Genomic DNA, 19,882 nt, shown 5'->3' on the forward strand with positions numbered 1-19,882 from the left:
GCCCGGTGCGGGCGACCCGTCAGGCGGAGTCGGAGCGGCCGGCGGTGGCCGCGACGAGGACGACGCCGACCCCGGCGACCCCCGCCTGCACGACCACGTCGACCAGGCGGAACCCCTGGCCGTTCGCGCCGGCGAGCCGGGCGACGACGCTGCCGGCCAGCGCGGCGACCACACCGACGACGAGGGTGAGCCACAGCGGCGCGGTCGGCCGGCCCGGCACCGCGAGCCGGCCGAGCGCCCCTACGGCGAGCCCGACGACGACGGCGCTGACCAGCGTGGCGACGGTCACGCCCACTCCGCCGACCGGCGGACGCGCCCCTGCCCGGCCGGTGCCGGGCGACGGCTGCCACCCCCGCCGCCCGGCACGACCGCCCGGCCGACCGGCGGTGCCACCGGGCCGGGCTGCTCGGGGGACCCGGCCGCTGCGTCGCCGACGACGACCGGCAGCACCTGGTCCAGCCGGGCCGACTGGAGGATGCGCCGGATCCGGGGGTTCGGTTCGCGTACGACGAGCACCCCGTCGGCGCGGGTCAGCCGCCGGTGCACGTCCAGCAGGAACCCGATGGCGGCGGCGTCGATGTGCCGGCAGGCGGACAGGTCCACCACGACCTGCGCGGGGCGCAGCGCGAGCAGCCGGTCGAACACGGCCCCGGTCTCCGGCAGGCAGGCCAGGTCGAACTCGGTCACGGCCACCTCGACCAGGGGGATCGTGCACTCCCGGCGTGCCAGCGGCGTCGTCACGGCCGTACCCCTTCCTCTCGCCCGACCGGTCCAGGCCACCGTGCCGGCCGGGGTTGGCGGGCACCGCGCGGACATGTGACAGTTGCGTGACAAATCCGTCGTACGCCGGACACGGTTGGCCGCCGGGCGACGGCCTTGGGGATGATGCCGTCATGACGGCCGTACTGGTGATCGAGGACGACGACCGCATCCGGCTGGCACTGCTGCTCGCCCTGGAGGACGAGGGCTACGACGCCCGGGGCGCGGCCACCGCCGAGGAGGGGCTGCGCGCCCAGCGCCGCGACCCGGCCGACTACGTCCTGGTCGACCTGATGCTGCCCGGCCTCGACGGCTTCGAGTGCATCCGGCAGGTGCGCCGCGACGACGACGTGCCGATCGTGGTGGTGAGCGCCCGCGACGACACCCACGACATCGTCGCCGCCCTGGAGGCCGGCGCGGACGACTACCTCGTCAAACCGGTGGCGATCAAGGAACTCACCGCCCGGCTGCGGGCGCTGCGCCGCCGCGCCCGGGCCGCCGCCCCGGTCGCCGCCGAACCGGTGCCGGTCCTGGCGTTCGGTGACCTGGAGGTCAGCCCCGAGGCGGGCGAGGTGCGCCGCGCCGGGCAGCGGGTGCCGGTGACCCGCACCGAGTTCCGGCTGCTGTGCGAGCTGGCCGAGCACGCCGGCCGGGTGCTGTCGCGCCAACAGCTGCTGCAACGCGTCTGGGGCTACGACACCGGGGACGAGCGGCTGGTCGACGTGCACGTCGGCCGGCTGCGGCAGAAGATCGAGTCCGACCCCGCCAACCCCGAACACCTGGTGACCCTGCGCGGGCTCGGCTACAAGCTGCGCCGATGAGCCCGCTGCGCCGCCCGCCCCGGCTCCGCCTCGGCCTGCGCGCCCGGGTCATGGCCGCCTTCGCCCTGGGCGCGCTGCTGCTCGCCGCGTCGATGGCCCTGATCTCCTACGAGCTGACCCGCCAGTCGCTGATCGACGAGCGGGAACGCACCGCCGTGCGGGCCGCGTACTTCGACGCCGCCGTGGTGCGCAGCGGCCTCGACACCGACAACCCCGACGTGGTGGAGGTGCTGCGGTCGCTGGACACCGGCAGCAGCAGGCGGGCGCTGCTGCACCTGGACGGCAGGTGGCACGCCCGCATCGCCGACTCGGGCCTCACCGCCGCCGTGCCGCCGGAGCTGCAACAGCTCGTCGGCTCGGGGCAGCCGGCCGTGCAGCGGGTCCGGGTCGACGGCCGGACCGCCCTGCTGGTCGGGGTGCCGCTGTCCAGCTCGGCCACGTACTACGAGGTCACCTCCCTGTGGGAGCTGGAACGGACCTTCCAGGCGCTGGCCCTGGCCCTGACGGCGGTGGCCATCCTCGTGGCCGGCTCCGGGGCGGCCCTGGGCTGGTACGCGACCCGCCACGGGCTGCGCCCCCTCACCGCGGTCGCGGACGCCGCGGAGAAGATCGCCGCCGGTGACGTCACCGCCCGCCTCGACCCGGCCACCGACCCGGACCTGACCCGGCTGTCCACCTCGTTCAACCACATGGTCGACCAGTTGGCCCGCCGCATCGAGCGCGACCGCCGCTTCGCCGCCGACGTCAGCCACGAGCTGCGCTCGCCGTTGCAGACCCTCGCCGCGGCGGCCAGCGTCCTGCAACGGCGGCGGGAGCACCACGACGAGCGCACCGCCGTGGCCGCCGGCCTCGTCGCCGACGAGATCGACCGGTTCCAGCGGCTGGTCAACGACCTCATCGACCTGGCCCGCAGCGACCAGCCCGCCCACCGCGCGCCCGTCGACGTGGTCGACCTGGCCCGGCGGGCCTGCGCCGGCCGCGACCTGCCGGCCACGCTGGTCCGGCTCGCGGCCGGCACCCCGGCCACCTGGCAGGTGGAGCGGCGGCGCGTCGCACAGGTGCTGGCCAACCTCCTCGACAACGCGGTGCGCTACGGTGCGGGCCCGGTGGCGGTGCGGCTGTCGCGCGACGGCGACACCGGTGTCATCGAGGTGGACGACGACGGCCCCGGCGTGCCGGTCGAGGACCGGGCCGCCATCTTCGACCGCTTCGTCCGGGGCCGGGCCGCCCATGCCCGGGGCACCGGTGACGGGACCGGCCTCGGGCTGGCGCTGGTCGCCCAGCACGCCGCCGCGCACGGCGGCACGGCCGACGTCGGCGACCGCCCCGGCGGGGGAGCGCGGTTCCGGTTGGCCCTGCCGGGGAGCCTGGCGTGAGCCGCCGATTCGCCGCGCGGGCGCTGCTGGCCGCCCTCGTGGCGGCCTGCACGGTGGCGGGCTGCGGGGTGCCGGCCGAGGACACCCCCCGGGCCGTCGAGGCCCCGCCCGGGCCGTTCCCGTCGGCCGCGACCGTCGACGGCCCCGCGACGGTCGGCCCGGTCACCATGACGCTGTGCTTCGTGCAGGACGACCGGCTGGTCCCGGTGGACCGGCGGGTGAGCCGCTCCCTCGACGCCGAGGCCCAGCTGCGGGACCTGCTCGCCGGCCCCAGCGCCGTCGAGCGGGACAGCGGACTGACCAGCGCGTTGCCGGGGGCGATCGGCGCCGCCGTGGTGGGCGTCGCCGACGGTCAGGCGCGCGTCCGGGTCGACGGGACCGGCGACGACACCGGCCGCAGCGACGAGGTGCTCGCGTTCGGTCAGATCGTCTGCACGCTGGCCGCCCGCGACGACGTCGACGCCGTGGCGTTCCTGCGCGACGGCCACCCGCTCGGGGTGCCGCGCGCGGACGGCTCGCTGTCCGTCCAGCCGCTGACCCCCGCCGACTACGCCGCGCTGACCGTCACCCGCTGACGTCATCCGCCGCCGGTGTCCGGGCCGAAGGCCAGTTCCACCGGTCGGCCGGCGGGCAGGTCGACCGCCGCGTCCCCGTACGGGCTGGCCACCGTGATCCGCTGGTCGACGGGGGAGAGCAGCCGGGCCCGCACCGACGAGGCGTCCCAGGCCAGCTCCTCGACGGTGACCCGGCCCCGGCAGGCGGCCCCGCGCAGCACCCCCCGGCCGAGGCCGGGCAGCGGGGCCGGCAGCAGCCGCACGAGGCCGGGCCGGGAGTGCACCAGCGACTCGATCAGCACGCCGGGCAGGGCGTGCGCGGCGTCGGCGTTGTAGGTCTCCCGGCCGGGGTTGTGCGCGCTCATCAGCGACCGGAAGAACATGTCGTTGCCGAGGATCTTGGCCACGTTCTCCCCGGCCAGCGCGCCGTCGCGCAGGCGTGTCGCGGCGAGGGCCCGGTGCAGGCTGCCGTGGGCGGAGAGGTTCTCGTCGCCGCGCAGCACCAGCGCGCGACGCGCGGCGGCGGCCAGCTCGGGGGTGTCGTCCGGATTGATCTCGTCCAACGGCCACACCGGGTAGAGGTGGCTGACGTGCCGGTGGTCCTCGTCGCTGCGGTAGCCCGGCCAGGCCCACTCCGCCAGCGCGCCGCGCTCGTCGACCAGGTACGCCGGCAGCCGCTCCCGCAGCGCCGCCCACCGCTGCGTGCCGGTGACGGCGTCGGCGGTGGCCAGGGCGTGCCGGGCGGCGGCGATGTCCATGGTGGCGTTGACCGCCAGGTGCACCGGGCGGCCGTCGTCGTCCAGCGGGCCGGTCTCGGCCGAGTACGACGGCACCACGACCGCCGTGCCGTCGGCGGCGCCGACGGTGAGCACGTGGGCGAGGAACTCGGCGGCCTCCGTGAGCCAGCCGGCCAGTTCGCCGAGCGGCTCCCCGGTCACCAGGTGGTGCTCGTGGAGGGGGTGGAGCAGCCAGTCCGCGCCGGGCAGCCAGGCGGCGAACGGCCAGTCGTCGTGCATGTGGAACAGGTGCCCGTGCTCCCCGTCGGTGCGGCTGGGCGCGAGCAGGCCCGGCGCGCCGTAGATCGCCTCGGCGTTGCGCCGCCAGTCGTCGACCTGCGACCCGACCAGCCGCGCGTGCGCCGCGCTCACCTCGGGCAGGGCCCCGATGGCGGCCCCCGCCAGTTGCAGGTTCAGGTTGGCGTCGGTGGTGAAGTCCCCCGCCCAGGCCGCGTCCCAGGAGCCCAGCCACAGCCCGGTCAGCCGGGGCGGCAGGACGCCGCTGGCGCTCAGCAGCAGGTACCGTCCCGCGTGGAACAGCCGCTCCACCAGCGCCGGGTAGGGCCGCTGCGGGTCGGCGGCCTGCCGGGCGAGCAGCGCGCCGACGGGCAGCTCCCGCTCGGCGGCCGGCACGGCCAGGTCGAGGCTCGCCCGGTCGTAGGCGGGGGAGTGCCGGGCCGCGTGCCGGGCGCGCAGGCCGGCGTACCCGGCGGTGCAGCGGGCGCGCAGCGTCTCCTCCAGCTCGGCGGTGCGCCACGGCGGCGTGCCGGGCCGGTCGAGCACCATGGTGAGCAGGGCCGGCCCGCGCACCGCCACCCGGTCGCCGAGCACCCGCACGTCGCCGGTGAGCAGGGCCAGGCCCTCGAAGCCGTACGTGCCGCCCACCGGCGGGTAGTGGCCGCGTATCCGCAGGAAGACGTCCCGGCCACGCCGGTACGCCGCGGTCTCGTAGCGGACGTCCGCCGGGCGGCCGGGCAGGTCGCCGGTGAACCCGACCACGCAGTCGCCCATGTCCAGCCGCAGCGCCACGAGGCCGTCGGCGCGGGAGACGAAACAGCGCCGCTCGCCGCCGGCCCACTCGACGACGACCTCCCCGGTGCGGAAGTCGGTGCTCCGCCGGTAGCCGGCCGGCAGCGCCGTCGCGCCCGGCCCCACCACTCCGCCCGGCCCCGCCGCGTCGACGGTCACCGCGAAGCCGGGGTGGAACGACTGGGTCCAACGCAGCTCCCGGCCGCCACCGAGCAGCCGGCTCGCCTCGGCCCGCCGGCCGGCGAGCACCAGCTCGCGCACCCGGGGCAGCAGGTGGGCCAGCCGGGGCGGCCGGGCGTCGTGGGTGCCGTTGGGCAGCACGAAGCGGTGGTGGTTGACGACGATCCGCTCGGCGTACGGCGCGCCGGCCACCATGATCCCGTACTCGCCGTTGCCGGACAGGAAGGCGTCCTCCCAACCGGCGGCGGGGGAGTCGTCCCAGATCCGGTGCGCGGACGCGGGCAGCCCGGCCGTCACCTGCCGTCCCCGGGGGCGGCGGCCGTGCTGTCCCGGATCGTCAACCGGGGTTCGAGCAGCGTCGCGTCGGGCACCGGCTCGTCGTGCACCTTGCGCATGAGCAGCGACACCGCCTGCTGGCCGACCTCCTCCGCCGGCAGGGGCACCGAGGTGAGCCGGGGGCTGGCCTGCTCGGCGAACTGGTCGGGGCAGATGCCGACCACCGACACGTCCTCCGGCACGCGCCGGCCGAGGGTGGGCAGCGTCGCCAGCACGGGCCCGACGGCCGACTCGTTCTGCACGATCAGCCCCGACAGGTCCGGCCACCGGTCCAGCAGCTCCACCAGCTCGCGGCGGACGGCCGCCGTGCCCTCCTCGCACGGCCGGACCACGGTGTCGACGCCGAGCCGCGCGGCGGCGTCGAGGATGCCGTTGCGGGTGCGGTGCGCGAAGCCGGTGCCCCGGTCGTAGACGGCGGCGGGCGCGCCGAGCAGGGCGATCCGCCGGTGGCCCAGCCCGGCCAGGTGCTCGACGCAGACCACCCCGGCCCGGTGGAAGTCCAGGTCGACGCAGGTCAGACCGGTGGGGTCGGCGGGGAAGCCGATCAGCACGCTGGGCCGCCCCAGCTCCCGCAGCAGCGGCACCCGCGAGTCGTGCATCTCCACGTCCATCAGCAGCAGGCCGTCCACCATGGCGCTGGCCGCGATGCGGCGCAGCCCCGCCGGCCCCTCGTCGGAGGTGACCAGCAGCACGTCGTGCTCGACGGTGCGGGCGGTGGTCACCACCGCCATCGCGAACTGCATCACCACCGGCACCTGCATCCCGGAGCGCAGCGGCAGCACCAGCGCGATCACGTTGGCCCGCCGGCTGGCCAGGGCGCGCGCGCCGGCGTTCGGGTGGTAGCCGAGCATCCGGATGCTGGCCAGCACCCGGTTGCGGGTCACCTCGGAGATCGCCCGCTTACCGCTGAGCACGTACGACACGGTGCTGACGGCGACCCCGGCGTGCCGGGCGACGTCGGAGATGGTGACCAGGTCGGGTGACTTCGGCCGCGCCGCCGGGGGCAGGCGCGGGCCGTGGTCACCGGGACCGGCCGGCACCCGTGGCCTCCCGCGCCGGGGCGTCGGCGGCGGACGCCGCCCGGACGCCGAGCGTGCCGACGAGCCGGATGTCGGTGGCGGACCGGCCGACCAGCACGGTGTGCGTGGCGTCCTCCACGACCCGGGCGCCCCGGGTCTCGTCCCACCAGCCCAGGTCGGCGGCGCGCAGCCGCAGCCGGACCACCCGGCGCTCGCCGGGGGCGAGGGCGACCCGCGCGTAGCCCCGCAGCTGGCGCAGGGGCTGCTTGACCCGGGAACGCCGCTGCCGGGTGTAGAGCTGCACGACGTCCTCCCCCGGCCGGTCGCCGCTGTTGGTGACCTCGACGCGCACCTCGACCTCCCCGTCGGCGGCCACCGACGCCGCGCTGAGTCGCAGGTCAGCGTAGTCGAAGCGGGTGTAGCCGAGCCCGTGGCCGAGCGGGTACAGGGGATCGCCCCGGTGGTAGAGATAGGTGGCGTCGGCGTCGATGATGTCGTAGTCGAGCAGGTCGGGCAGCTCGGCGGCGTCGGCGTACCAGGTCTGGGTGAGCCGGCCGCCCGGCTCGGCGTCGCCGAACAGCACCGCGGCCAGCGCCGCGCCGTGCTCCTGGCCGCCGTGCGCCGACCACAGCACCGCCGGCAGGTGGGCGTCGGCCCACCCGATCGCGTACGGGTAGCTGCTGGTCAGCGCGAGGACGGTGCGGGGGTTGGCGGCGTGGGCGGCGCGCAGCAGCGCCTCCTGCCCGGCCGGCAGCGCCAGGCCCGACCGGTCCTCGGTCTCCCGCCCGTTGACCATCGGGTGGTTGCCGAGGGCCACCACCACCACGTCGGCGTCGGCGGCGAGGGCGGCCGCCTCGGCGGCGCCGTCGGCGACCAGCTCCACGGCGAACGGGGTGGCCGCGCCCGGCTCGGCGGCGTCGGCGCGCAGCCGCCCGTCGGGCCCGGCGGCGACGTACCGGCCGGTGGCGAGGTGGTGCAGCAGCACCGTGCCGTCGGGGCCGGGCCGCCACCGGAAGGTCTCCCGGACGATCCAGCCCCCGGGCCCGGTGCGGTCGTTGACCAGGACGCCGTCGTCGTCGCCCCCGACGTGCCGGCCGTTGGCGACGGTGCGCAGCGCCACGGCGTCGCCGCCCCAGTCGAACACGTCGAGCCAGGTCGCCTCGGTGGCGGCGGTGGCGTCGAGGGTGAGCGGGCCGCCGTCGGCGTCGGTGGCGCAGCGCACGTAGCGGTCCCCGGCGCGCAACGCGATCCGGTCGGCGCCGCTGTGGCTGGTGACGGTGTCGACCCGCGCCGCCAGGGCGTCGAGGGTGCTGACCGCGTACGGCAGGGTGCCGCTGTACCAGTCGGTGTGCACCGCGTCGGCGAGCGGGCCGAGCACGGCGACCCGCAGCCCCGGGCGCGCGGTCAGGGGCAGCAGCCCGTCGTTGCGCAGCAGCACGACGCACTGCCGGGCCGCCTCGCGGGCCAGCTCCCGGTGCGCGGGGCAGTCGACGACCTCCGGCGGCACCCCGGCCCACGGGTCCTCGTGCGCCGGGTCCAGGTCGCCGAGGCGCAGCCGGACGCCGAGGATCCGGCGGACCGCCCGGTCCACGTGGGCGGTGGTGATCAGGCCGCGCTCCAGCGCCTCGGCGATCCGGCCGGTGGTCAGCGCGCTGTTCGTGTCGTCCTCGGTGAAGTTGTCGATCCCGGCGCGCAGGGCGGCGGCGAAGCCGCTGACGTGGTCGGGCTCGCGGCCCTGCACCCCGGCGATGTTGGTGGCCGCCCCGGCGTCGCCGACGACCATGATCTCGTCGGCGGCCATCGCGCGCAGCTCGCCCTCGATCAGCGGGCTCAGGTGCGCCGGAGTTCCGTTGACCAGGTTGTAGGAGGCCATCACGGCCACCGCCGCCCCGGCCGCCAGGGGCGCGCGGAACGCCGGCAGCTCGTACTCGTGCAGCACCCGCGGGGGCAGGTCGCTGGAGGTGGTGGCGCGGTCGGTCTCGTTGTTGTAGCCCAGGAAGTGCTTGAGCGTCGGCGCGGTCCGCAGCCGGTCGGGGTGGTCGCCGCGCAGCCCCCGCGCGTACGCCGTGGCGAGGTGCCCGGTGAGCCACGGGTCCTCGGACCAGCCCTCCTCGTTGCGCCCCCAGCGGGGGTCACGCAGCGGGTTGACCACCGGCGCCCAGACGTTCAGCCCGACCCGCTCGGGGTCGGCGTGGTGCTTGGCGCGCACCTCGGCGCCGACGGCGGCGCCCACCGACCGCACCAGCTCGGCGTTCCAGCTGCTGGCCAGCCCGATCACCTGCGGGAAGACCGTGGCCGTGCCGAGCCACGCCACCCCGTGCAGCGCCTCGGTGCCGGTGCGGAACGGCGGCAGCCCGAGCCGGTCGACCGGGGCCTGCCACTGGTGCAGCAGCCCGATCTTCTCGGCCAGGGTGAGGCGGGCCAGCAGGTCGTCGACGCGGGCGGCGGGGGACGGGCCGGGCGTCCGGCCGGTGCTGTCGGTCATGGTGGATCGGTTACCTTCCATGGGCGAGCGATGCCCGGACGGCAGGTCGAAGCGCTTCGACGGCCGTCGTGACAGGTGGCATCGCGGGGTGGTGGTGTGCGGCTGCCGACCCGGACGCGGTGAAGCGCTTCGACAACCGACGAGGAACCAGGCCGCCCCCGTCTGCCCGGACGGGACGGCTGCTCCGAGGTTGGCACCACCGGGCCGTAGTGGTCAAGGGCTGACGGCCACGGGTTCCGGCGTCAGCGGGCGGGCAGCCGGCCACTTTCGACGGTGGCCAGGGCGGCCGTGGCCCCGCCGAGCGCGGCGGCGGTGCCCCCCAGGGTGGACGCCTCCAGCCGGCAGCCGCCGGCCTCCGGGGCGAGGGCCCGGGCGGCCAGCTCGGCCCGGGCCGCCGGCAGCAGCCACGGCCCCAGCGTCGCCAGGTGGCCCCCGACCAGCACCGCCTCGGGGTTGAGCAGGCCGGCCAGCAGGGCGACCGCGTGGCCGAGGTGGCGGCCGGTCTCGGCCAGCCCGGCCCGCACGGTCGGGTCGTCCTGCCCGGCCAGGGCCCTGAGCCTGTCGAGCTCGGGAAGGAAGTCGGTGACGGGGCCGTCCCCGGCGGTGTCGGGCAGCAGCCGGCCCACCACGGCCGGCAGGCCGACCAGCGCCTCCAGGCAGCCGGAGCGCCCGCAGGGGCAGGCCGGACCGGTCGGGTCGAGGCCCAGGTGCCCGATCTCGCCGGCGAAGCCCCGGCTGCCGCGCAGCAGCCGGCCGTCGACGATCACCCCGGCGCCGATTCCCGCGCCGCCGGTGAGGTGGACCAGGTCGGTGGCCCCGGCCCGGGCGCCGTGCCGCTGCTCGGCCAGGACGGCGAGGTTGGCCTCGTTGTCCACGGCGACGGTGAAGTCCGGGTCGCGCAGGGCGGCGCGCAACTGGTCGGCGAGGGGCACGTCGCGCCAGCCGAGCGCGGGGGACAGGGGCACGCAGCCGGCCGCGTCGACCAGGCCCGGCACCCCGACGGTCAGGCCGAGCACGGCCCGCCCCGCGCCGGCGATCCGGGCGGTGGCCCGGCGGGCCAGCGCGACGAGGGCCCGGACCGTCTCGTCCGGCGTGGCGGCCGGCGCGGCGAAGGCGCGCCGCCAGGTGAGCAGCCGGTTGCCGCCGAGGTCGACGGCCACCGCCGCCAGCTCGTCGACGCCGACCTGGAGGCCGAGGGCGGCGTACGGCTCGCCGTCGAGGACGAGCATGGTGGCCGGGCGGCCGATCCGGTTCTCGGTCAGCCCGGTCTCGCGCACCAGCCGGCGCTCGATCAGCTCGCCGACGAGGCTGGAGACGGTGGCCTTGTTGAGCCCGGTGCGGGCCGCGATGTCGGCCCGGGAGCAGGGGGCGTGCACCCGGACGTGCCGCAGCACCACGGCCCGGTTGGCGACCCGCACGTCGCCGAGGTCCGTCGGCTGCGGGTCGTTCTGCATGCTGATCAAGATGTGCCCGCTCCCTGCGCTGCCGGTGCGCGATCCCCGGTCGGTCCGCGCGTCCATCATCGCGCACCGCGGCACCCCACCGGACCACCGCGCGCGGCACGTCGCCTCGCGGTCGCCGCTCCCTTGTGGGCCGGATCACCGTCGATTAGTTTATTCGGTTAGTAACCCAACTAATCCTAGCCGGGCGCGCGTGCTCCGCAAGCCCCGCGTGTCAGATGAAGGGAACGCCGTGAAGCCGTCCCTGCCAGGCGTATCCACCGATCGCCGGACCCTGCTGCGCCTCGCCGGTCTCGGCGCCGCCGCGACCATGGGTGGCGCCACCCTCGCCGGTTGCAGCAAGGAGGCCGGAAGCAAGGGCAGCGCCACCCAGGCCGACGCGGTCCGGGCCGTCCTGCCCAACCACAAGCCGGCCGAGGTCCTCAAGCCGGACATCCCGGGGGAGGGGCCGATCCCGGACGGCTACCTCAGCTACCCCAAGGACCTCGTCGACGCGGTCACCGAGCAGCCCGGCAAGGGCGGCGCGGCGATCCGCACGATGAGCCCCTGGTGGGGCCCGACCCCGCCGACGCTGGGCAGCAACTCCTACCTCGCCGCGATCAACACCAAGCTGGGCGTCGAGATCAACCCCAGCCTCCAGGACGGCACCACGTTCGCCGACAAGCTCAACGCCATGCTCGGCGCGCGCGACGTGCCCGACCTGCTCATGGCGCCCAACTGGGAGGTCGACAAGGTCGCCCGGTTCTCCGACGCGGTCAAGGCGCTCTTCGAGGACCTCACCGACCACCTCAAGGGCGACGCCGCCGCGAAGTACCCGTACCTGTCCGCGCTGCCCACCGGGGCCTGGGAGTACTCGGTCTGGGGCGGGCGGCTGTCCGCCGTGCCGTACCCCACCGACGGCCCCTTCGCGTGGACCCTGTTCCACCGCAAGGACCTGTTCGACAAGGCCGGCCTGGCCGCGCCGACCTCGCCCGAGGAGCTCTACGAGCTGGCCAAGAAGGCGACCGACCCGGCCAAGGGCGTGTGGGCCTTCGGCACCGTCTTCGACATGGTCCAGCAGTTCTACGGCTGCCAGCAGACCTGGCGCAAGAAGCCCGGCGGCGGCCTGGAGCACAAGTTCGAGAACCCCGCCTACAAGGCGGCCCTGGAGTTCACGGCGAAGCTGTTCAAGGAGGGGCTGGTCCACCCCGACACGGTGGCCAGCAAGGGCGCCGACGAGAAGCAGCTGTTCAAGGCCGGCAAGATCCTGATGTTCCAGGACGGGCTCGGTGCCTGGCAGGGCCTGCAGGGCGAGCAGTCCAAGGTGCTGCCGAGCTTCAACATGCAGCCGCTGCCCGTGTTCGGCGCGGCCGGCGCGCAGCCGGTCATCTGGGGCAGCGAGAAGCCGATCTTCTTCACCTTCGTCAAGAAGGGCCTCGGGGCCGACCGGGTCGACGAGATCCTCCGGGTGCTCAACTGGTGCGCCGCGCCGTTCGGCAGCCGCGAGTTCGAGCTGCGCGAGTACGGCGTGGAGGGCAAGCACTTCACCCGCGCGGCCGACGGCAGCCCGGTCCCGACCGAGCTGGGCCGCAAGGAGCTGGGCGGCCAGTACAACTTCTGCCGGGTCGCGGTGAAGGTGAAGAGTGGCGACACCCCGGACTACGTCCAGCAGTACCTGGACTACCTGAAGAAGAACGTCGCCCTGCTGGAGAAGGACCTGTTCGCCGGGATCAAGCTGGAGCTGCCCGCCAACTGGTCGAAGATCATCCAGCCGACCGACGACAAGATCCGCGACATCCTGCGCGGCCGCCGCCCCGTCAGCGACCTCGACCAGGTGACGAAGGAGTTCATGGCCTCCGGCGGCGAAGAGGGGCGCGCCTTCCACGAGAAGGCGCTCGCCGACAACGGCCGATGAGCGGCCCGGGCACCGCCGGCGCGGTGGACGCGCCGGCGGCGGCCGGGCAGGCCCCGCCGCCGACCCGAAGGCCCCGCCGCGCCGGCCGCCGCCGGCACCGGGCCAGCCTGGGCGCGCGGCTGCGCCGCGACTGGCCGCTGCTGGCGATGACCGCGCCGGCCGCCGCGCTGCTGCTGGTCTTCCACTACCTGCCGACCCTCGGCAACGTCATCGCCTTCCAGGACTACAACCCCTTCGTCGGCGACGACCCCGTGGAGGCGTTCCTCTACAGCGAGTGGATCGGCTTCGGCAACTTCGAGGCGCTCTTCGCCGACCCCCTGTTCTGGGACGCGGTGCGCAACACCCTCACCATCACCGCGTTCCAGCTGGTGTTCTTCTTCCCGCTGCCGATCCTGCTGGCGATCCTGCTCAACAGCCTGGTCTCCGGGCGGGTGCGCGGCTTCGTGCAGAGCGTCGTCTACCTGCCGCACTTCTTCAGCTGGGTGCTGGTGGTCACGTTCTTCGTGCAGATGCTCGGCGGGGCCGGGCTGCTCGCCCAGGAGATGCGCGAGGCCGGGATGCAGCCGTGGAACATCATGACCAACCCGGACACGTTCATCGTGCTGGTCACCGCCGAGGCGGTGTGGAAGGACATCGGCTGGGGCGCGATCGTCTTCCTGGCCGCCCTCGCCGCGATCGACCCCAACCTGTACGAGGCGGCGGCGGCCGACGGCGCCGGGCGGTGGCGGCGCATGTGGCACATCACGCTGCCCGGGCTGCGGCCCGTGATCGTGCTGCTGCTCATCATGCGGCTGGGCGACGCGCTGTCGGTCGGCTTCGAGCAGTTCATCCTGCAACGGGAGGCGGTCGGCCGCGACGCCGCCGAGGTGCTCGACACCTTCGTCTACTACCAGGCCATCGCCACCCAGCAGTGGGGCCTGGGCGCGGCGGCCGGGCTGTTCAAGGCGGTGGTGGGCCTGATCCTCATCCTCGCGGCCAACAAGCTCGCGCACCGGCTCGGCGAGCAGGGGGTGTATTCCAAGTCATGACCGCACAGCTCAGTGGCATCGGACCGGTGCCGGCCGCCCCCGAGACGGCCGGCAGGCCGAGGCGGCGGCGCGGCAGCCCGCGGCCCCCGTGGGAGGAGCCGCCCTCGCCGGTCGGCCTGTTCGGCAAGGGCGTCGTGCTCGTCCTGCTCGTCGCGGCGGTGCTCGTTCCCCTGTGGGCGGTGCTGGTGACCAGCCTCGCCTCCCGGGAGACCATCGACGCGGCCGGCGGCATGGTGATGGTGCCCCGGGAGTTCGACCCGTCGGCGTACATCACGATCTTCAACGGCGGGCAGATCACCCGGGCCGTCTGGATCAGCACCCTGATCACGGTCGTCGGCACGACGGTGAGCCTGGTGCTCACCGTGCTGGCCGCGTACGGGCTGTCCCGGCCGGGCTCGGTGGGGCACCGGGGACTGCTGTTCTTCTTCCTGCTGACCTTCCTGATCTTCCCCGGCCTGGTGCCCAGCTACCTGGTGGTCACCGGGCTCGGGCTCAAGGACAGCATCTGGTCGCTGATCCTGCCCAGCGCGATCAGCGTGTTCAACCTCGTGGTCATCCGGGCGTTCTTCATGGGCGTGCCCGGTGAGCTGCTCGACAGCGCCCGCATCGACGGGGCGGGCGAGTTCCGCATCCTCACCCGGATCATGCTGCCGCTGTCGAAGGCGGTGATCGCGGTGGTCGGCCTGTTCTACGCCGTCGGCTACTGGAACGCCTACTTCAACTCGGTGCTCTACATCGACGACAACGACAAGTTCCCGATCCAGCGGGTGCTACAGAGCTACATCCTGGCCGGCCAGTCGCCGAACGTCTCCGGCGCCGCGGTCAGCCTGCCCGGGATCACCGCGTACCCGCCGACGCTGGCGGTGAAGATGGCCGTGGTCGTGGTGACCGTCGTCCCGGCGATCATCGTCTACCCGTTCGTGCAGCGGCACTTCACCAAGGGCGTCATCACCGGCGCGGTGAAGGGCTGACACCCGGCGTCCCGCGCGGAGCCGGCTCCGCGCGGGACGCCGGCCGGCGCATCCGGACACCACCTCGACGAACGGACGGTGCGGCATGTGGGACGAGGCCCGGCTCCGCTTCGGCGGCGACTGGAACCCCGAGCAGTGGCCCGAGCGGGTCTGGGCCGAGGACGTGGCCCTGATGCGCCGGGCCCACGTCGACCTCGTCACCGTCGGCGTGTTCGCCTGGTCCCGCCTCGAACCCGCGCCCGGCCGCTACGACTTCGGCTGGCTCGACCGGGTGCTGGACCTGCTCGCCGACAACGGCATCGGCGCGGCGCTGGCCACCCCGACCGCGTCGCCGCCGCCCTGGTTCTCCCTGGCCCACCCGGGCGCGCTGCCGGTGACCGCCGACGGGGTGCGGCTGCACCACGGCAGCCGGGACACCTACTGCGCCGCCGCGCCGGCGTACCGGGCCGCCGCCCGGCGGATCGCCGGGGTCCTCGCCGAGCGCTACGCCCACCACCCGGCGCTGGCCCTGTGGCACGTGCACAACGAGTACGGCACCGTCTGCCACTGCGAGCACGCGGCGGCGGCGTTCCGGGCGTGGCTGGTCGGGCGGCACGGCGACCTGGCGGCCCTCAACGACGCCTGGACCACCAGCTTCTGGAGCCAGCACTACTCCGACTGGGCGCAGATCAGCACCCCCCGGGCGACGCAGTACCTGGCCAACCCCGGCCAGCTGCTCGACTTCCGGCGGTTCTGGTCCGACACCCTGCTCGCCGCGTACACCGAGCAGCGGGACCTGCTGCGGGCGGCGAACCCGGCGGTGCCCGTCACCACCAACTACGTCCTCGGCGACTGGGTGCCCGTCGACCACGCCCGCTGGGCCGCCGAGGTCGACCTGGTGGCCGTCGACCACTACCCGTCGGCGGTCGACGGCGGGGCCGAGGAGCAGACGGCGCTGGCCGCGGACCTGGCCCGGGGCTGGGCCCGGCACGGCGCGCGCGCCCGGGCCGCCCGCGCCGCCGCCACCGGGGGCGGCCGGCGGCCGGTGCCCGGCGATGCCGCCGGGGGCGGCGCCTGGCTGCTCATGGAGAGCGCCCCGAACCTGATCTACACCGCCGGGCGGATGCACACCAAGGAGCCCGGCCGGATGGCCCGGCACAGCCTCGCGCACGTCGCCCGGGGTTCGCGCGGCGCGCTGTACTTCCAGTGGCGCGCCCCCGTCGGCGGGGCGGAACGCTTCCACTCCGCGCTCGTGCCGCACGCCGGCCCCGACAGCCGGGTGTTCCGCGAGACGGTGGAGCTGGGCGCGGTCCTGGACCGGATCGCCGAGACCGACGGCGCGGCCGTGGAGGCGTCCGTGGCGATCGGCTGGGACGCCGGCTGCGGCTGGGCCCTGCAACACCCGGGCCTGCCCTCGCAGCTCGTCGACCACCACGAGGAGGTCGCGGCGGCGCACCGGGCGCTGTGGCGGGCCGGCTTCGGCTGCGACGTGGTGCTGCCCGGCGACCCCGTCGACGGGTACGCGCTGCTGGTGCTCCCGGCCCTCTACCTCGCCTCCGACGCCGCCGCCCGGTGGGCCCGGGACTACGTCGAGGGCGGCGGGCACCTCGTGGTGACCTGGCTCAGCGGCGTCGCCGACGAGCACGCCCGGGTACGCACCGGCGGCTATCCCGGCGCGTTCCGCGACGTGCTCGGCGTCCGGGTGGAGGAGTTCCACCCGCTCGCCGCCGGCGACGAGGTCGCCCTGGCCGGTGGCGGCGTCGGACGGATCTGGTCCGAGGGCGTCGGACTCGCCGGGGCCGAGGTCGTCCGCGCGTACGCCGCCGGGGTGCTCGCCGGGCAGCCGGCGGTGACCCGGCACCGCCACGGCGCGGGCACCGCCTGGTACGTCTCCACCCGGCCCGACGACGAGACGTACCGGCGGCTGCTGACCGACGCGGCCCTCGCCGCCGGGGCGACGCCGACCTGCCCCGCCGCGCCGGCCGGGGTGGAGGTGGTGCGCCGCCGGGGCGCGGCGGCGAGCTGGCTGTTCCTGCTCAACCACACCGACCGGGCGCACCGGGTGCCGGCCGCCGGCGTGGAGCTGCTCACCGGCGTGGCGGTCGACACCGCCGTGGAGGTGCCCGCCGGCGGCGTCGCCGTGGTGCGGGAGGCCCCCGCCGCCGGCTGACCGTCCGGCCTCCCTGCGCGGGCGATCCCGCAGGTGGGCCACCCCGAACTCCCACGTTTCTCTCATCTTCCTCGGGTGGTGGGTCCAGACCGGCCTGTTCTGCTCTACCGGTGCGATTGCGAATCAACCGGCGGCGACGAGCCGTCCTGCTTGCCGCCGCCTGCCTGGCGGTCCTGGTGACGGCCGCGGTGGTGGCGGACCGGTGGGTGGCCCGGACGGCGGCGCAGCGGCTGGCCGACCGGCTGGCCTGCGCCGCCGGCCTCGACCGCTCGCCCGAGGTCGACCTCGGCGGCTTCCCCGTGCTGCCCGGCGTGCTCACCGGGGAGCTCGGCCGGGTGAGCGTGCGCGCCACCGACGTCACGCGCGGCGACGTGCGGGCCGCCGAGGTGGACGCCGAGCTGTCCCGGGTGCGGCTGCCCGGCGGGCAGCCGGCCCGCGTCGGCGCGCTGGACCTGCGGATCCGGGTCGGCTTCGACGCCCTGCCCGGCGCCGTCGGCGAGCGCCCGGTGCGCTACCGGGGCGTCGGCGGGCTGCTCGCCGTCGAGACCACCGCGCCGATGGCCGGGCAGCAGCTCCCCGTCACCGTGCTCGCCCGGCCCGCGATCGACGCCGGCCGGCTGACCGTCACCCCCACCGAGATCGAGGTGCTGGGCATGCGGCGGCCCGCCGGCGCCAACCTGGTGGAGCGGCTCACCGGCGGCCGTGACCTGTCCCGGCCGCTGCCCACCCTGCCCGCCGGCCTGAGCTGGCAGGGCGTCGACGTGGCCGACGACGGCCTGCGGCTGCGCCTGACCGGCCACGACCTGACCCTGCCCGGAGGCGGCGACGGCCGCCGCTCCGGCACCTGCGGAGGAAACTGATGCACGCCCGTACCGACGGTTGGACCCCCCGGACGCTGGAGCGGCTGGGCGGCTGGTGCGTACGCCGGCCCTGGCGGGTGCTCGCCGCCTGGCTGCTCGTCGCGGTCGCCCTGGTCGGCGGTGTCGCCGCCTTCGGGCGGCCGGTCGACAACGACGTGGCCCTGCCCGGCAGCGACGCCCAGGTGGCCCGGGACCTGGGCGAAGGCGGCGGCGGCTCCGCCAGCAGCGGGCAGGTCGTGGTCCGCGTGGACGCCGGCCGCCTCGACGAGCCGGACCGCCGCGCGGCGCTGGAGCGCACCGCCGCCGCGCTCGCCGAGGTGGCGCACGTGACCCGGGTCGACGGCGTCGACGCCCGCGCCGGCACCCTCAGCACCGACGGCCGCACCGGCTACCTCACCGTCCGCCTCGACGTGCCCGCCCGCGAGGTGGACAAGGCGCTCAGCCGGTCGGTGCTGGACGCGGCGCAGCCGGCCCGCGACGCGGGCGTCGAGACGGTCCCAGGCGGGGCGCTCGCCACGGCGGCGGAGCGGGGCGGCTCGCACACCGCCGAGGTCGTCGGGCTGCTCGTCGCCGCCGTGGTGCTGCTGTTCGCCTTCGGCGGCCTGGTCGCCGCGGCGGTCCCGCTGGTGACCGCCCTGTTCACCCTGGGCTGCGCGCTGGCCACGGTCGGGCTCGCCGGTCACCTGGTGGCCGTGCCGTCGGTGGCCGGGAACCTGGCCACGATGATCGGCCTGGGCGTCGGCATCGACTACGCCCTGTTCCTGATCACCCGCTACCGGGCGTTGCGGGCCGCCGGCACGCCGGCCGACGAGGCGTTGGTCGCCGCCATGGGCACCGCGGGCGCGGCGGTCGTGTTCGCCGGCGGCACGGTGGTCATCGCCCTCGGCGGCCTCGCCGTGGCCGGCGTGCCCATCCTCGGCACGCTGGGCTGGACCGCCGGTCTGGTGGTCGTGGTGGCCGTGCTCGGCGCGGTGACCCTCCTGCCGGCCCTGCTGGCCGTGCTCGGCCCCCGCCTCGACGCGCTGCCGCTGCGCCTGCGCCGCCGGGCCGGCGACGGCGGCTCCGGCTGGGCCCGGCAGGCCGAGCGGGTGACCCGCCGGCCCTGGCGGTGGGCCCTGCTCGCCGGCGCGCTGCTCGCCGTGCTCGCCGCCCCCGCCGCCACGCTCACCCTCGGCCAGCTCGACGCCGGTGACGACCCGCCGGGCAGCGCCACCCGCACCAGCTTCGACCTGCTCGCCGAGGGGTTCGGGCCCGGCGTCAACGGCCCGCTCAGCGTGGTCGCTGCCGTCGACCCCCCGGCCGCGGGGACCGCCGATCCCCGGCTCGCCGAGCTGACCCGCGAGCTGGCCGCCACGCCCGGCGTCGCGTCCGTCGCCCCGGTGCGGCTCGCCGACGGCGGCCGGGTGGCCACGGCCAGCGTGCAGCCGGACACCGGCCCCAGCGACCCCGCCACCGCCGCCCTGGTCGCCGACCTGCGCGACGTGCGGGTCGACGGCGTGCAGGTGCACGTCGGCGGGTCCACCGCGACCCGCGCCGACCTGGCCGACCGCGTCCGGGACCGGATGCCGTGGGTGATCGCCGTGGTCGTCGGCCTGTCCACCGTGCTGCTGTACGTGGCGTTCCGGGCCCCCGTGGTGGCGGTCAAGGCCGCCGTGATGAACCTGGTCTCGATCGGCGCCGCCTACGGGGTGCTGACGGCCGTCTTCTCCTGGGGCTGGGGGGTGGAGCTGACCGGCCTGTCCGGGCCGGTGCCCGTGGAGAGCTACGTGCCGATGATGCTGTTCGCCCTGCTGTTCGGCCTCTCCATGGACTACGAGGTGTTCCTGCTCAGCGCGGTGCAGGAGGCGTGGCGGGCGACCGGCGACAACCGGGCCGCCGTCCGCTACGGGCTCGCCGGCACGGGTCGCGTGATCACCAGCGCCGCGCTGATCATGGTGACCGTCTTCGCCGGCTTCGTCCTGCACACCGATCCCGTGATCAAGATGTTCGGCCTCGGCATGGCCGTGGCCGTGGCGGTGGACGCCACCGTGGTGCGCGGGCTGCTGGTGCCGGCGACGATGGCGCTGCTCGGCCGGGCCAACTGGTGGCACCCGGGCCGTCGGCGTCGACCCGCCCCCGAGCCGGACAGGACCGAGGCTCTCGCCGGACTCTCATCGAATTCCCAGCCGCCCGTGGTCTGATCCGT

Annotated in this window: 15 protein-coding genes; 9 read left to right on the forward strand and 6 right to left on the reverse strand. The window is 75.9% G+C overall.

The annotated features are described in order from the left end of the window. Positions 1 to 19: 19 nt before the first annotated feature. Positions 20 to 289, reverse strand: coding sequence for a GlsB/YeaQ/YmgE family stress response membrane protein (locus tag HDA31_RS13440; protein ID WP_178065330.1), 270 nt, complete (start codon positions 287 to 289; stop codon positions 20 to 22). Next, the gene (locus HDA31_RS13445; RefSeq protein WP_246383949.1) at positions 286 to 741 is read right to left on the reverse strand and encodes an STAS domain-containing protein; all 456 of its coding nucleotides are present in this window, start codon (positions 739 to 741) and stop codon (positions 286 to 288) included. The genes HDA31_RS13440 and HDA31_RS13445 overlap by 4 nt, the downstream gene beginning before the upstream one ends. 152 nt (positions 742 to 893) lie before the next feature. Here HDA31_RS13445 and HDA31_RS13450 point away from each other — a divergent pair, with 152 nt between their 5' ends. From HDA31_RS13450 to HDA31_RS13460, 3 genes are read left to right on the forward strand one after another with little or no spacing between them, the layout of a single operon-like run. Continuing rightward, the gene (locus tag HDA31_RS13450; RefSeq protein WP_074476286.1) at positions 894 to 1,580 is read left to right on the forward strand and encodes a response regulator transcription factor; all 687 of its coding nucleotides are present in this window, start codon (positions 894 to 896) and stop codon (positions 1,578 to 1,580) included. Continuing rightward, entirely contained in the window at positions 1,577 to 2,956 is a 1,380-nt protein-coding gene (locus tag HDA31_RS13455) for a sensor histidine kinase (protein WP_178065332.1), read from the forward strand. The genes HDA31_RS13450 and HDA31_RS13455 overlap by 4 nt, the downstream gene beginning before the upstream one ends. Beyond that, entirely contained in the window at positions 2,953 to 3,531 is a 579-nt protein-coding gene (locus HDA31_RS13460) for a GerMN domain-containing protein (protein WP_246383951.1), read from the forward strand. Before HDA31_RS13455 ends, HDA31_RS13460 begins: the two co-directional genes overlap by 4 nt. A 2-nt stretch (positions 3,532 to 3,533) precedes the next feature. On the opposite strand, the gene HDA31_RS32960 is transcribed toward HDA31_RS13460, so the two are convergent. From HDA31_RS32960 to HDA31_RS13480, 4 genes are all read right to left on the reverse strand, one after another. Then, complete coding sequence (locus tag HDA31_RS32960; protein ID WP_281370184.1) at positions 3,534 to 5,792, reverse strand: glycosyl hydrolase family 95 catalytic domain-containing protein; 2,259 nt, start codon at positions 5,790 to 5,792, stop codon at positions 3,534 to 3,536. Continuing rightward, entirely contained in the window at positions 5,789 to 6,805 is a 1,017-nt protein-coding gene (locus tag HDA31_RS13470) for a LacI family DNA-binding transcriptional regulator (RefSeq protein ID WP_178067546.1), read from the reverse strand. Before HDA31_RS13470 ends, HDA31_RS32960 begins: the two co-directional genes overlap by 4 nt. 46 nt (positions 6,806 to 6,851) lie before the next feature. Beyond that, positions 6,852 to 9,335, reverse strand: coding sequence for a glycoside hydrolase family 3 C-terminal domain-containing protein (locus HDA31_RS13475; protein WP_178065333.1), 2,484 nt, complete (start codon positions 9,333 to 9,335; stop codon positions 6,852 to 6,854). A 242-nt stretch (positions 9,336 to 9,577) separates the two neighbouring features. Continuing rightward, entirely contained in the window at positions 9,578 to 10,789 is a 1,212-nt protein-coding gene (locus tag HDA31_RS13480; RefSeq protein ID WP_246383954.1) for an ROK family transcriptional regulator, read from the reverse strand. 238 nt (positions 10,790 to 11,027) lie between these two features. Between HDA31_RS13480 and HDA31_RS13485 the strand changes: the two genes are divergently transcribed. From HDA31_RS13485 to HDA31_RS13510, 6 genes are all read left to right on the forward strand, one after another. Then, positions 11,028 to 12,689, forward strand: coding sequence for an extracellular solute-binding protein (locus tag HDA31_RS13485; RefSeq protein WP_178065335.1), 1,662 nt, complete (start codon positions 11,028 to 11,030; stop codon positions 12,687 to 12,689). After that, positions 12,686 to 13,717, forward strand: coding sequence for an ABC transporter permease (locus HDA31_RS13490; protein ID WP_178065336.1), 1,032 nt, complete (start codon positions 12,686 to 12,688; stop codon positions 13,715 to 13,717). The genes HDA31_RS13485 and HDA31_RS13490 overlap by 4 nt, the downstream gene beginning before the upstream one ends. Then, positions 13,714 to 14,688 (forward strand): carbohydrate ABC transporter permease, encoded by a 975-nt coding sequence (locus HDA31_RS13495; RefSeq protein WP_246383955.1) that lies wholly within the window; start codon positions 13,714 to 13,716, stop codon positions 14,686 to 14,688. Before HDA31_RS13490 ends, HDA31_RS13495 begins: the two co-directional genes overlap by 4 nt. Before the next feature lie 85 nt (positions 14,689 to 14,773). Further along, the gene (locus HDA31_RS13500) at positions 14,774 to 16,837 is read left to right on the forward strand and encodes a beta-galactosidase (protein WP_178065337.1); all 2,064 of its coding nucleotides are present in this window, start codon (positions 14,774 to 14,776) and stop codon (positions 16,835 to 16,837) included. A gap of 110 nt (positions 16,838 to 16,947) precedes the next feature. After that, on the forward strand, positions 16,948 to 17,697 hold the full coding sequence (locus HDA31_RS13505; protein ID WP_178065338.1) for an LmeA family phospholipid-binding protein: 750 nt from the start codon (positions 16,948 to 16,950) through the stop codon (positions 17,695 to 17,697). Next, on the forward strand, positions 17,697 to 19,877 hold the full coding sequence (locus tag HDA31_RS13510; protein WP_178065339.1) for an MMPL family transporter: 2,181 nt from the start codon (positions 17,697 to 17,699) through the stop codon (positions 19,875 to 19,877). Before HDA31_RS13505 ends, HDA31_RS13510 begins: the two co-directional genes overlap by 1 nt. Positions 19,878 to 19,882 lie beyond the last annotated feature (5 nt).

The organism is Micromonospora carbonacea (genome assembly GCF_014205165.1).
GTDB lineage: Bacteria > Actinomycetota > Actinomycetes > Mycobacteriales > Micromonosporaceae > Micromonospora > Micromonospora carbonacea.

Coding starts and splice junctions, on each gene's coding strand:
- HDA31_RS13475 (WP_178065333.1), bottom strand. CDS start 9,335: ATGACCGACAGCACCGGCCGGACGCCCGGCCCGTCCCCCGCCGCCCGC.
- HDA31_RS13510 (WP_178065339.1), top strand. CDS start 17,697: ATGCACGCCCGTACCGACGGTTGGACCCCCCGGACGCTGGAGCGGCTG.
- HDA31_RS13500 (WP_178065337.1), top strand. CDS start 14,774: ATGTGGGACGAGGCCCGGCTCCGCTTCGGCGGCGACTGGAACCCCGAG.
- HDA31_RS13495 (WP_246383955.1), top strand. CDS start 13,714: ATGACCGCACAGCTCAGTGGCATCGGACCGGTGCCGGCCGCCCCCGAG.
- HDA31_RS13490 (WP_178065336.1), top strand. CDS start 12,686: ATGAGCGGCCCGGGCACCGCCGGCGCGGTGGACGCGCCGGCGGCGGCC.
- HDA31_RS13450 (WP_074476286.1), top strand. CDS start 894: ATGACGGCCGTACTGGTGATCGAGGACGACGACCGCATCCGGCTGGCA.
- HDA31_RS13455 (WP_178065332.1), top strand. CDS start 1,577: ATGAGCCCGCTGCGCCGCCCGCCCCGGCTCCGCCTCGGCCTGCGCGCC.
- HDA31_RS13480 (WP_246383954.1), bottom strand. CDS start 10,789: ATGCAGAACGACCCGCAGCCGACGGACCTCGGCGACGTGCGGGTCGCC.